This window comes from Streptomyces canus (assembly GCF_030816965.1).
Lineage (GTDB): Bacteria > Actinomycetota > Actinomycetes > Streptomycetales > Streptomycetaceae > Streptomyces > Streptomyces canus_E.
This window is the reverse complement of record NZ_JAUSYQ010000002.1, coordinates 4,026,874-4,039,910: the sequence shown is the minus strand read 5'-3', so window position 1 is coordinate 4,039,910 and position 13,037 is coordinate 4,026,874. Positions and strand designations below refer to the sequence as shown.

At 72.3% G+C, this 13,037-nt stretch carries 8 protein-coding genes; 2 read left to right on the top strand and 6 right to left on the bottom strand.

Annotated elements, in window-relative coordinates:
- Positions 1 to 245: 245 nt before the first annotated feature.
- Positions 246 to 659 (bottom strand): organic hydroperoxide resistance protein, encoded by a 414-nt coding sequence (locus QF027_RS19410; protein WP_306980504.1) that lies wholly within the window; start codon positions 657 to 659, stop codon positions 246 to 248.
- Between the two features lie 125 nt (positions 660 to 784).
- Here QF027_RS19410 and QF027_RS19405 point away from each other — a divergent pair, with 125 nt between their 5' ends.
- Together QF027_RS19405 and galE are read left to right on the top strand one after the other, a co-directional pair.
- Complete coding sequence (locus QF027_RS19405) at positions 785 to 1,273, top strand: MarR family winged helix-turn-helix transcriptional regulator (protein WP_306980506.1); 489 nt, start codon at positions 785 to 787, stop codon at positions 1,271 to 1,273.
- 98 nt (positions 1,274 to 1,371) lie between these two features.
- Positions 1,372 to 2,352, top strand: coding sequence for a UDP-glucose 4-epimerase GalE (gene galE / locus QF027_RS19400; protein ID WP_307075899.1), 981 nt, complete (start codon positions 1,372 to 1,374; stop codon positions 2,350 to 2,352).
- A 134-nt stretch (positions 2,353 to 2,486) separates the two neighbouring features.
- On the opposite strand, the gene QF027_RS19395 is transcribed toward galE, so the two are convergent.
- From QF027_RS19395 to QF027_RS19375, 5 genes are all read right to left on the bottom strand, one after another.
- Positions 2,487 to 4,745 (bottom strand): bifunctional glycosyltransferase/CDP-glycerol:glycerophosphate glycerophosphotransferase, encoded by a 2,259-nt coding sequence (locus tag QF027_RS19395; protein ID WP_307075897.1) that lies wholly within the window; start codon positions 4,743 to 4,745, stop codon positions 2,487 to 2,489.
- A gap of 140 nt (positions 4,746 to 4,885) precedes the next feature.
- Positions 4,886 to 5,794 carry a carbohydrate ABC transporter permease gene (locus tag QF027_RS19390; RefSeq protein ID WP_306980511.1) on the bottom strand — a complete coding sequence of 303 codons (909 nt, stop codon included), beginning with the start codon at positions 5,792 to 5,794 and terminating at the stop codon, positions 4,886 to 4,888.
- Positions 5,791 to 7,134 (bottom strand): carbohydrate ABC transporter permease, encoded by a 1,344-nt coding sequence (locus QF027_RS19385; protein ID WP_307075895.1) that lies wholly within the window; start codon positions 7,132 to 7,134, stop codon positions 5,791 to 5,793. The genes QF027_RS19390 and QF027_RS19385 overlap by 4 nt, the downstream gene beginning before the upstream one ends.
- Positions 7,135 to 7,138: 4 nt before the next feature.
- Complete coding sequence (locus QF027_RS19380; protein ID WP_306980515.1) at positions 7,139 to 8,533, bottom strand: ABC transporter substrate-binding protein; 1,395 nt, start codon at positions 8,531 to 8,533, stop codon at positions 7,139 to 7,141.
- Positions 8,534 to 8,721: 188 nt separating this feature from the next.
- Positions 8,722 to 12,804, bottom strand: a complete 4,083-nt coding sequence (locus tag QF027_RS19375; protein WP_307082418.1) for an FHA domain-containing protein — start codon at positions 12,802 to 12,804, stop codon at positions 8,722 to 8,724.
- Positions 12,805 to 13,037: the final 233 nt, after the last annotated feature.

Genomic DNA, 13,037 nt, shown 5'->3' with positions numbered 1-13,037 from the left:
CAGCCGCAGCCGCAGCCGCAGCCGCAGCCGCAGCCGGCGCCGAGCCACCACTCGAGGGCCAACCCCGAGCAGTTACGGCCCCCCCCCCCCCCCCCCGCGCGTGTCTGCCGCGGCCTGCAACGCCCTTCCGCGCGGGCCGGACCTGAGCCGTCGGCCGCCCGCGCAGGCGAGCCCTCATGCGACCGCCGGTGCGGCGCCCGGCCGCTACGGTCGGTGCCGCCGGCCCGGAGGTCGGGTTTCCGGATCTACTCGATGACGAGCTCGACCTCGATGTTGCCGCGGGTGGCGTTGGAGTAGGGGCAGACCTGGTGGGCCTGCTCGACGAGCTTGCGGCCGGTCTCCGCGTCCACGGAGTCGGGCAGCTCGACGCGGAGGGCGACCTTGAGGCCGAAGCCCTCGCCCTGCTTGCCTATGCCGACCTCGGCGGTGACGGCAGCGTCACTGACGTCCACCTTGGCCTGGCGGCCGACGAGACCGAGGGCGCTGCCGAAACAGGCGGCGTAACCAGCGGCGAACAGCTGCTCCGGGTTGGTGCCCTGTCCGTTGCCGCCCAGCTCCACCGGCGGGGCCAGCGCGACGTCGATCTTGCCGTCGTTCGTGTAGGCCCGGCCGTCCCGGCCGTGGGTGGCGGTGGCGACAGCGGTGTAGAGCGCGTCCATGAAAGACCATCCCTCTCGAATTTCTCGTCCGTGAGGCGGCTCTTCCGCGCCGCCTCACGGCTGCAAGTAGAGCACACAATTTAGTTGTGTACAACTAAATGGCTCACAAGAGCTATCCTGGACGCATGGACACGTCCCCGACCGCTGCTCCGGCCACCACCGACTGGCTCCGCCTGGACCAGCAGATCTGTTTCTCCCTGAACGCGGCCTCCCGTGCCTTCGGCAGCGTCTACCGCGTGATCCTCAAGGACCTGGGGATCACCTACCCGCAGTACCTGGTGATGCTGGTGCTGTGGGAGCACGGCGACCTGCCCGTCAAGAAGCTCGGCGAGCACCTGCGGCTCGACTCGGGCACCCTGTCCCCGCTCCTCAAGCGACTGGAGGCGGCAGGCCTGGTCCGGCGCGAGCGCAGTGCCCGCGACGAGCGCTCGGTGGAGGTGCGGCTCACCGAGCAGGGCGTCGCCCTGCGCGAGCGCGCGGTGCAGGTGCCGCGGCGGATCGTCTCGGCGACCAGCTTCGACGTGGACGAGATCCGCGACCTGCGGGCCCGCCTGGACCAGCTCACCGCGGCGCTGGACGCGGCGGTGCACGCCGAGCTGCCCGACGAGAACTGACCGGACAGGCACTGACCGAAAATCGGTTCCCGCACCGCACCCGACCGCCTGTTTCACTGATGGACGGACAGGGTCAACCGAAGAGGGGACGGCCGTACATGACCTGGCTGATCACCGGCGGCGCCGGCTACATCGGGGCGCACGTCGTGAGGGCGATGACCGAGGCGGGCGAGCAGGCGGTCGTGTACGACGACCTGTCCACCGGCGTCGCCGAGCGCGTGCCGGACGACGTGCCGCTGGTGGTGGGTTCCACGCTGGATGCCGAGCGCGTCGCGCACACCCTGGCGGACCACGAGGTCACCGGCGTGGTCCATCTCGCGGCGAAGAAGCAGGTCGGCGAGTCGGTGGAACTGCCGCTGCACTACTACCGGGAGAACGTCGAGGGCCTGCGCGTCCTCCTGGAAGCGGCGACGGCGGCCGGGGTCCCCTCCTTCGTCTTCTCGTCCTCCGCGGCGGTGTACGGCATGCCGGACGTCCCGCTGGTGACGGAGGAGACCCCGTGCGCGCCGATGTCCCCGTACGGCGAGACCAAGCTGGCCGGTGAGTGGCTGGTCCGCGCGACCGGCCGCGCGACAGGCCTCTCCACGGCCTGCCTCCGCTACTTCAACGTGGCGGGAGCGGCGAGCCCCGAGCTGGCCGACACGGGCGTCTTCAACATCGTCCCGATGGTCTTCGAGAAGCTCACGGCCAACGCGGCCCCGCGCATCTTCGGCGACGACTACGACACCGCCGACGGCACCTGCGTCCGCGACTACATCCACGTCGCCGACCTGGCCGAGGCCCATGTGGCCGCCGCCCGGGCCCTGCAGTCCTCTCCCGGCCGCGATCTCACCGTCAACATCGGCCGCGGCGAGGGTGTCTCCGTCCGCGAGATGATCGATCACATCAACGCCCTCACCGGCTACGACCGCCCCCCGACGGTCGTTCCCCGCCGCCCCGGAGACCCGGCCCGAGTCGTCGCCTCGGCCGACCTGGCAGCCACAGAACTCGGCTGGAAGGCCAAACACGACGTCCAGGACATGATCACGTCGGCCTGGGAGGGATGGGTACGGCGGCATCCGGAGGCGGCCCGGGGGTAGGGCGGGCGCTCAGGAGCGCGTGCCGGACGCCGGCTCGCAGCAGCGGAGCCGACGCCCCGGTCGTCCCACCGGGCGCCAGGTGGACGGACGGGTCGGTGTGGGATGGGACGGGCTGGACGGCATGGGGACCCCTTCTAGTGGGTCTCGGTGACGGGCACGCCCGTCGCGGGAAGGGGCACGGTGGCCAACGGGAAGCGGTCGAGCGCCGCCGCCGCCGACGGCACCGGATGGCGCTCGGCGAGCGGGATCACCGGGGGCAACTCGGTCTCGCCCAGGACGACATGGCGTACGACCCGCTCGGCGGCGCGGCCGTCGTCGTACGGGCAGAAGCGCGCTCGGAACGCCGAGCGCAGCTGGGTGGAGCGGGAACCGCGCCAGTGGCCGGTGGCGAAGATGTCGGTCAGTTCGTCCTCGCTGCGCGCGACCGCGCCCGGCGCGAAGGTCCGCAGGTCGAAGTAGGTGCCACGGGCCGCCTCGTACGCCTCCCGGTCGTCGGCGTGGATCACGATCGGGCGGTCCAGGTTGGCGTAGTCGAACATCAGGGACGAGTAGTCGGTGACCAGGGCGTCCGAGGCCAGACACAGGGACTCGACGCTCGGGTGGTCGCTGACGTCGATGACCCGGCCGGTCGCGGGGGAGACGAGCGGGCCGCCGTGGCGGTGGTGGGCGCGGGCCAGCACGACGAAGCGGGGGCCCAGACGGAGCAGGAGGCGGTCCAGGTCGAGAGTGGCGCGCTGGGTGCGGCGGTAGTCGCGGTGGGTCGGCGCGTACAGGATCGCGACCGACCCCGCCGGAATGCCGAGGGACTCGCGCAGCCTTCGTACGTCCTCCGAAGTCGCCCGCTGGAACACGTCGTTGCGGGGATAGCCGTAGGGAAGCATGGTGTAGCCGCCGGGGTAGACGCGTTCCCAGGTCAGGGTGGCGTGGCGGTTGGGGGACACAAGGTAGTCCCACTGGTCGACGCCGCTCAGCATCTCGTCGAAGTCCAAGTGACCTGCCGCCGCCGGGCGTTCCTGGAGGTCCAGGCCCATGTGCTTGAGGGGAGTGCCGTGGTGGGTCTGGACGAGGACCTGGCCGGGGCGTTTGACCAGACGGCGGTCGAAGTCGGTGTTGTTCACCAGGTACTTGGAGCGGGCGAGCGCCGTCCAGTAGGCGGCCGTGCCGGGGCGCAGCCTGAGAGTCGCGGTCGGGATCGTGTGGTGGTGCTCGGGACGGGCGATCCACGCGGTGCGGATGTGCGGGGCGAAGGCGCGGAACGCCTCCTCCAGCGCGCCCGGGTTGCAGCCGTGGCCGCGACCCCCGTACGCGGCGAAGACGGCCCGGTCCTCGCGCAGGGGGAGGCGCAGCTGGACGCGGTAGTGGAGCCGGAGGGCCGCCGCGTGCAGCGCCCTGGTGAGGCGGCGGACCGGCCTGGTGGCCCGCTGCCTGAGCCGCTGGGCCAGTTCCACGACCCGGTAGGTGCGGTACAGGCCCAGGTGGATCACCTTGTGGCGCGGCCAGGAGCGCACCGGGACCGGGTGGCCCGGGGTGCGGTGGGCGCGGTAGTGGTCGCGGGCCCGCCGCAGGAACTCGGCGCGGCTGCCGCGCGGGAGACGGTCCCGCCCGGCGAACACCGCCCAGAGGTCGTCCACCATGCGGCGGAACAACACCGGCCGCCACCGCGCGAGTTCGGGGCGCGAGCCGACGTGGGCGAAGACCCTGTCGTACTGGTCGAAGATGTCGAAGTGGCCGGCCGTGCCGAGGGCCCGGCTCCGTCGGCGCTGTCGGTGGTGGACGCAGACCCGGTCCAGGGTGGCGATCGACTCGGCGGTCATCAGGACCGGGTAGGTCCAGGGGGTGTCCGCGTGGTGGCCGGACGGGAAGGCGAAGCCCCCGCTTTCGACGAACTCCCTGCGGTACGCCTTGTTCCAGGCCACCGTCTGCGCCCACAGCAGCCCCGGGCGGTCCTCCAGGAGGAAGGGGGCCGGGCCCTGCTCGGTGAGCTGCCCGCTGAAAGCGTTGCGGACGGTCTCGCCCGACCAGGGGGCGAGGGCGTGGTCGTAGAGCAGGACGTCCGGTTCGCCGGTCTCCTTCAGCCGGTCGGCGATCGCCCGCAGCGCGTGCGGGGTGAGCGTGTCGTCGCCGTCCAGGAAGACCAGGTAGTCGCCTGTGGCCTCCGAGATCCCCGCGTTGCGGGCGGGACCGAGCCCCTTGTTCCGCGCCAGGTGGACCGTCCGGACACGTGGATCGCGGGCCGCGAACTCGTCGGCGATCTCGCCGCACGCGTCCGGCGAGCGGTCGTCGACCACGAGCAGTTCCAGATCTTCGTACGACTGTGACAGCACCGATTCCAGGCATGCGGGCAGGTATGCCTGAACCTCGTACGCGGGGACGATGACACTCAACCTGGGCACGGCACATCCATGGGTCGGCGCGGGAGTTCTGCCCGGGAACGCCCCATGGAGGAGCTTGGTTACGGTCTGTACGGCATTCGGGCGAACGCGAAGGGGCGGACCGGTATCGGCCCGCCCCTTCAAGTCGGCTGTCGGACGGGCTACTTGACCGCGCCCGCCATCACGCCGGACACGAACTGCCGCTGGAACGCGAAGAACACGAGCAGCGGGATCACCATGGAGATGAACGCACCCGGTGCCAGGACGTCGACGTTGTCGGCGAAGGCGCGCATCTGGGTCTGCAGGGCGACCGTGATCGGCTGGCTGTCGGCGTCCGTGAACACCAGGGCGATCAGCATGTCGTTCCACACCCACAGGAACTGGAAGATGCCCAGGCTCGCGATCGCGGGCCCGCCGAGCGGCATCACCACCCTGGTGAACAGGCGCAGTTCACCCGCGCCGTCGAGCCTTGCCGCCTCCAGGAGTTCGCGGGGGATCTCCGCGAAGAAGTTCCGCAGCAGGAACACCGCGAAGGGCAGACCGAAGCCCGTGTGGAAGAGGATCACCCCGAAGATGTTGCCGAACAGGCCCAGCTTGCCGAAGAGTTCGGCGATGGGGATCAGCGCCACCTGCACCGGCACCACCAGCAGACCGACCACGCCCATGAACCACCAGTCTCGGCCCGGGAATTCCATCCACGCGAACGCGTAGCCCGCGAGCGCGCCGATGACGATCACCAGGACCGTCGCCGGGACCGTGATCAGCACGGTGTTGACGATGGAGCCGGTGATGTCGCTGTTGTGGAGCAGCTTGTCGTAGCTGTCGAGGGTCATCTGGGACGGCTCGGTGAAGACCTTCCACCAGCCGGTCGCGGCGAGGTCCTGCGGGGTGCGCAGCGAGGAGATCAGCAGCCCGATCGTCGGCACCAGCCAGAACAGGCCGACGAGGACGAGGACGACGCTGATCAGGCCGCCGCTGACGCGTTCGACGAGCCGTGAGCCGAGCGACTGCTTCGCCTTCACCCCGTCGGTCGGTGCCGTCTCGGGAAGCCTTTCGGCCTGAGTGGTCATCGCCGTACCTCCCGCCTGAGCCGACGAATGTTGAACCACATCACCGGGATCACCAGCAGCAGCAGGAACACCGAGATGGCGCTCGCGATGCCCGGCTGGTCCTCGGCGAAGCCCTTGCGGTACAGCTCCAGGGCGAGGACGTTCGCGTCGTCCTGCGAGGAGCCCGGGGCGATGATGAAGACCAGGTCGAAGATCTTCAGGACGTTGATCATCAGGGTCACGGTGACGACCGCGAGAACGGGCGCGAGAAGCGGGACCGTGACCCTGCGGAAGACCTGCCACTCGCTCGCGCCGTCGACCCGGGCGGCCTCCAGGAGTTCGCGGGGGATGCCCGCGAGCCCGGCCGCGATCAGCACCATCGCGAAACCGGCCCACATCCAGATGTACGACCCGATGATCGCCGGCGTCACCAGCGACGGGCCGAGCCAGTCCAGCCCGTTGTAGGCCTCCTTGAAGTTGCTCGCCGGAAGCCGCAGTCGGGCCCCGTCGGCCTTCTCCGAGAAGGAGAACGTGCCGTCGTCACCGGCCTTCGCCGTCTCGACGACCTTGCCGTCCTTGACCGCCTCGATCTTCATGCCGGGGTAGCCGAGTTCGGTCGGGTCGACCCCGCCGAGCTTGCCGACCCCCTTGCCGCGCGTGAAGTCCTGCCAGGTCGTCCCGGTGATCCTGCCCGGGTCCGCCTGCGGCGCCACGGCCTTCTTCGCGTCGCCGGGCATCTGGTCAGGGGCGACACCCACCAGGGGCAGGGTGACCGTGCCGCCGGTGTGGACCGGCGTCCTGGTGATGAACCCGCCCCCCTGAGCCACCAGCGGTGACTCACGGCCCGGGTGCGCCTTCGGGAACGCCGAGGACTGACTGAACGTGTCGTGCACGCCCACCCACACCGCGTTCGCGAAACCCTTGTCCGGGTCCTGGTCGTAGACGAGCCGGAAGATGATGCCGGCCGCCAGCATCGAGATCGCCATCGGCATGAAGACGACCAGCTTGAACGCCGTTCCCCAGCGCACCCGTTCGGTCAGCACCGCGAAGATCAGCCCGAGCGCGGTGGCGATCGTCGGCGCGAACACCACCCAGATGATGTTGTTCTTCAGGGCCGTACGGATGCCGTCGTCGGTGAACAGGGCCTTGTAGTTGTCGAATCCGGCGAAACCGTCGCCGGACTGGTTGTAGAAGCTGCGGACGATCGAGTACCCGATCGGGTAGACCACGAGCGCGCCCAGCAGCACGAGGGCGGGCAGCAGGAACAGCACTGCCACGGTCTTTCGCGTGCCGGTCACGCTCTTGCGCGACTTGGGGGAGGCAGGGGCCGGAGGGACCCCTGCCTCGGTGGCCGAGGTCATCGCGTCAGTTCCCGTAGGCGGCCGCCGCGTCGGCCTCCAGCTTGGCCTGCGTGCCCGCGACGTCCTTCGGGTTCGTCAGGAAGTCCTGGAGGGCCTTCCACTCGCCCTTGCCGGGGGTGCCGCCGAAGGCCTGCGGGGCCTGGTCGGACATGTCGAAGCGGAAGTCGTCGCCGGAGTCGATCAGCGCCTTGGCGATCTTCTGCTGCACCGGGTTCGGATACGCCGAGATGTCCACGCTCTTGTTCGGCGAGAGATAGCCGCCCAGCTTGGCCTGGATCGTCGCCGCGTCGGGCGAGGCCAGGAAGGTCGCCAGCGCCTGCGCCGCCTTGGAGTCCTTCAGGATCACGGCCGCGTCGCCGCCGGAGACCACGGGGGCGGTGTCACCGACCTTCGGGAACGGGAACACCTTCGCGTCCGTGCCGACCTTCGCCTTGGCCGTCTGGATGTTGACCTGTGCGAAGTCGCCCTCGTAGACCATCGCCGCCTTGGGCTGGTCGCCGCCGGTGAAGGTCTGCGTCACCGAGGCCGGGAAGTCCGTCTGCAGCGCGCCCTTCGCGCCGCCCGCGACATAGTCCTTCTTGCCCCATACCTGGGCCAGCGTGGTCAGCGCGTCCTTCACGGACGGGTCCGTCCACTTGATCTCGTGCTTGGCCAGCTGGTCGTACTTGTCCGGGCCGGCCTGGGAGAGATAGATGTTCTCGAACCAGTCCGTCAGGGTCCAGCCCTCGGCGCCGCCCACGGAGAACGGGGTCACACCCGAGTCGTAGACCGTCTGGGCGGTGGTGAGCAGTTCGTCCCAGGTCTTCGGCTCGGTGGCGCCCGCGTTCTCGAAGACCTTGGCGTTGTACCAGATCAGGGACTTGTTGGCGGCCTTGTAGTAGACGCCGTACTGGGTGCCGCCGATCTTGCCGATGTCCTGCCAGCCCTGCGAGTAGTTCTTGGCGAGCTCGGCCTTGGCCTCGGTGCCGAGGGGCTTGGCCCACTTCTTGTCCACGGCCTGCTTGATGGCACCCGGCTGCGGAAGCATCGCGATGTCCGGCGGCTGACCGCCCGCGACCTTCGAGCCCAGGAAGTTGACGATCGGGTCCTGGGCGGGCACGAAGGTCACCTTGGCACCGGTGCGCTTCTCGAACTCCGCGAGGACCTTCTTGAAGTTGGCCTGCTCCTCGCCGCTCCAGACGGCGGCGACCTGGAGGCTCTGGCCGTTCAGCTTGGGCAGGGTGAGGCTGGTGCCTGTCTCCTTGCCACCTGTCGCGCCCGTGTCACTGCTCTTGTCGTCGTCTCCGCCGCATGCGGCGAGTGAGAGGGCGAGGGCTGCCGCGAGGGCGGCGGCCGCCGTTTTCGCGGAAGCCCTGTTCGCTGACCTGGGCTTCCGGTTGGTGCTGCTCGTGCTGCGCATCACGACCCCGTTCTTCGTTCCTCGTCGAACGTTCGAGGGCTGTCCCGTGCGAACTGGTCTACGCCGGGGGAACGAGGTCGGCAAGTAGGCGTCCGCTGTCAAGTGGAAGATCGTGATGCCGTCGTGACCAGTGCCGGTGCGTTGGGGCACGCGTCGTTCGGGGGCACTGCCCCCGGATCCCTTCACGACTAGAGCAGCGACGGGACCTCTGCCGCTGCGACTTCCCTCGCTGCGCGTTCCAATGCACTCGCCAGCAGGGCCAGATCCGTCGGACCGTTGCCCAGTTCCCGGACCGGGCGGCGGGCCGGGGGGTCGCCCATGCGTTCCCATTCCAGGGGGACGACCGTGGGGCGCAGGGTCGCGGTGCGGGGTATGCGGCCGGTGACCCGGCCGGCCTGGAAGGCCGTGACCCGGCCGTCGGACCAGGTCAGCCGACCGCGGCCGGGAGCCGGTTCGTCCGGCCCGGTGGCCGGGGGGTCAAGGGTGACGCGGAGGGTGGCCCGGCGGGCCGCTTCCGACTCCGCGGTACGGCCGCCCGGGCCGGTCGCGGCCACCAGGTGGACGCCCAGGCGCTCGCCCTCGCGGGACACCGCCTCCAGCGCGCGTATGACGGAGCCGGCGGCAGGCCTGCCGGGGGAGCCCAGGGGCGGGGAGACCAGGGCGTCCAGGTCGTCCACGATCACGACCAGACGGGGAAGCGGGGGTGCCGTCTCCGTCCGCCGACGGGCCGCCGCCGGGCGCAGCCGGATCGTGGAGCTGGGCGGGGAGTCCAGGTCACCGGCGGCCGTGTCACCGGGGGTGCCTGTCGTGCCCCGCGGATGCGCCGTGCGCTGGGCGACGATACGACCCGACAGCTCCCGGCCGGTGTGCCACTCCGTGAAGTCGGAGCGGCCGAGCAGCTCCGCGCGCCGCTTCAGCTCGGCGCTCAGGGACTGGGCGAACTCCCGCATGCGCACCGGGTCATTGGCGGTGAGGTGAGTGGTCACATGCGGCACATCCGTGCACACGTGCAGGCCCTCGCCGTGACCGCCTGCCCCGGAGGAGGTACCCCCGGTGCTCACGCTGTCCCGGCCGTCCATCAGGACGATGCTCAGCCGGTCGGGGCGCTCGGCCGCGGCCAGCGAGGCGACGACCGCCCGCAGCAGTTCCGTACGGCCGCTGCCCGCGGGGCCCTCGACCAGCAGGTGCGGGCCCTCGGCCACGAGGTCGGCGCAGACCGGGCCGCGCGGTCCGGCACCCAGCACCGCCCACGCCCGGCCGCCGAGCGACTCCGGGTCGTCGGCCGCGTCCGCCCAGCGTGTCATCAGCGACGGCGGGGTGGCCCGGGCCAGCCCCAACTCGTCGAGCAACCGCGCCGCCTGGGGCAACGGCGAGGACACGCGCGCGTGCCCCCCACCGGCGGCGCCGTCCGTACGCAACGGCGCCAGCGCGCGCGCGAACCGCTCGGCCCAGGCCGCGGAGACGGCGTCCACGGCGGCGACGGTGCCGTGGCCGACGGGGGCGGGGGCGGGGTCGGTGGTGAGGTGGATGGTGTCGGCGCCGGTGCGCGTACGGGCGTCGGCGCGCGTGCCGGTGGGGTGGGCCTCGGTGCTGGTGCGGGACACGTCCGCCTGGCGAGCGTCGGCCGGGGCCGCGGTGGTTGCGGGGCGGGACGTGCCGGTGGCCGGGCGTCCGGGCTCGGGGCGGTTTCCGGAAGGGGCCGCGCCGGTGCCGTCGGCCTCGGTGCCCGCCTGCGTGGGAACCCCCGCCCGCGCCACCCGCATCAGCCGCAGTGCCGTCGCCACGTCCCCGCTGAGCAGGCCGACCGCGCCGCACTCGCGGAAGGTCGGGGCCGCCGCGCACGCCGCCTCGTACGTGTCCGTCACCGGGGACGCCGGGGAGGCCGGGGCCGTCTCGGCCAGGCACACGACGTGGATGCCGGCCCGGGGGCCCTCCGCCGCCAGCCGCGCCACCGCCTTGCGCAGGTCGGCGCCACCGGGGTCGCCGTCCACCACGACCACGGTGTACGGCCCCGGGAAACCGCCGCTCGTCTCGTCCTCCGCGTCGTCCCGGGCCCAGGAAGGCCGTCGGGCGGTGTTGCGGAGGCGGTCCTGCGGGGCGGCGGAGCGGGCGGCCGGGATCGTCCTGCGGGCCGGTGCGGCCTCCACGTCGGACAGGTGGTCGTCCAGGCGCCGCAGAAGTTCGTCGGTGCGGGCCGCGGCCTGCTCGCGGTCATGGGCGAGCAGGAGGCGGCAGTCCTGGCCGTGACCCGGGCGGACATGGGGGAGCCAGCCGAGCCAGGACCACTCGGCGGTGCGCTCCCGCGCGGGCCGGGAGCGGTCCGCGCTGATCAGGACGATCTCCAGGGTCTCGGGCGCGTGCAGGGCGGCGAGCTGGGCCACCACCGCGCGGGCCAGCCCTGCGAGCCGCGCGCGCGGACCGGCGAGGCCCAGTGCACCGCTCTCGCGCAGATCAGCGGTGACCGGAACGGCCGGCAGCAGCCTCGAGCCGTCGGGCGCCGCACGGTCGGCGGTGCCGAGCCGCACGGTGAGGGCCTCCGGATGCCCGGGCCCGCGCTCCCACAGACGCGCGCCGGGGCCCAGCGCCGTCAGCAGCAGGGCCGCCGGATCGGGCCAGGCCTCGGGCGCCTGGGCCGCGGCGGCCGACGGAACCGCGGTCACGGGCGCGGTGTCCTCGTCGTACGCCTCGTCCCGCCGGGGCGTCTCCTGCTCGCTCCGCCCACCGGCCAGTCGCCGGGCCCACGCGGACAGCCCACCACGCCGCCGCACGCCTTGCGGTACGTCGGTTCCGCGCAGAGGGGTGCCCTTGCGGCGGCCGGTCGCCGGGGCGTCAGGCCCCGAGGGCAGGTCCTGGCCGGTCGCGGGAGGCGGGGGGACGGCGGTGGTGCGCGTCACTTCGAAGGAGCCGATTCCGGACCGGCCGCCGTGGGTGTCCCCGCCGGGGCCCCCGCCGTGCCCGTGGCCCGGGTCGTCGGAGACCGCTCCGGCGGCGCCCCGGAGGTTGTCGTCAGCGTCCGGACGTCCGCCGTCGGTTCCGTCCCGGCGCTCGATCCGGGGCGCACCGCCCTGCCCCGGCACGACGACCGGCGGTTCAGCGGGTCCGTGGCCCTGCGCTCCCGTGCCCTCGGGGCCTCCGCCCGAGGCGCCCCAGCCCGCGGAGCCGTAGGTGTGGTGGGTCCGGTCGGTGGTCGACCGGGGTGAGGTGTCGCTACTGCCGTGGCCTTCACGCGTGCGTGCCGAGCCCTCGGCCGGCCCCGCGTCCGAGGACGGCGCGGACCTGCCGGACCCGGCCCCTCCTGCGCCTGCCGACACCCTGCCACGCGCGCGTGGGGAGCGCTCGGTCTGCCCGGCGGCCGAGCCGGAGGCATCTCTGCCGTCCTCGCGGGTTCCTGCCGCTGCGCGCCCCTGGACCACATCTGAAGCGCGCCCGGCTGTGCCGGACTCCGCAGTGGTCTCCGAGCCCCGGCGCGCCCCGGTCACGCTCGGTCCCTGACCACCGTTGCCCGGCGCGTAGCCGGCTCGGCCGGTCCGGGCGGCGGCATCCGAGCCCCCGGGCCCCTGCTGGTCGCCCGCCACGAGCCCGGCTTCGCCGGAGGTCACCCGCACGTGGCCCTCGCCGTCAGGTTCCGTACCGAGCCGTCGCCCACCGCTCGGGGACAGCCGCAGCACCGACTCGCCGATCCTCAGCAGCGCCCCCGGAGGGAACCGGACCGGGCGGGTGCCCACGCGGGTGCCGTCCAGGGTCGTGCCGTTCGTGGAGTCCAGGTCGGCCACCGAGACGCGGCCGTCGGCGGCGACCGTGACCGCGCAGTGCAGGCGGGAGACGTCGGGGTCGTCCAGAGGGACGTCGGCGTCGGCGGAGCGGCCGATGTGGATCTGGCCGCCGTGCAGCAGATGGACGCCGCCGGCGTCGGGGCCGGCGACCACGTGGAGCTGGGTGGGGGCGTCGTCGAGCTCGGGGTGGGGTTCGGGGGCCGCCGGGGCACCCAGGGACAGCACGGCGCCGTCGATCAGCGGTGGCTCGCCCAGAGTGGCTCGTTGAGTGTCGAGCCGCTCCCCGTCCGCGTACAGCACGACCGGGCCGCCCCCCCGCTCGGCTTCGCCCGCGCGGGAGCTGCCCCCGTCCGCCGGGACCGCCGAGGCGAGTGCCGTCGCCACCGCGGCCAGGGCTGTGCCGACGGGAGCCGTGACCAGCACGTCGCAGCTCGCGGCGCGGCCCCGGGCCCGGTCGGGCGGGCCCAGCGGGTCTACGACGGTCAGCCGGATCTGCATCGCCGTCAGCGGTCCCTTCTGCGCGGACGAGTTCGCGGACAAGCACGCGCCCAAGTTCGTCGGCCTTGACGGTAGGCATCCTCGCACCTGCCACTGACAACACGCCCGCCGCCCGAGGGCAAGTGATCTTGATTGGTCGGCTCTGCCCCCAAAAGTGCCTGACCAGTGCTGCGCCGACGATCACTTGAGATCGGTCACGTCCACCTCCGGCAACCAGCGGACCCGGCCGGAGC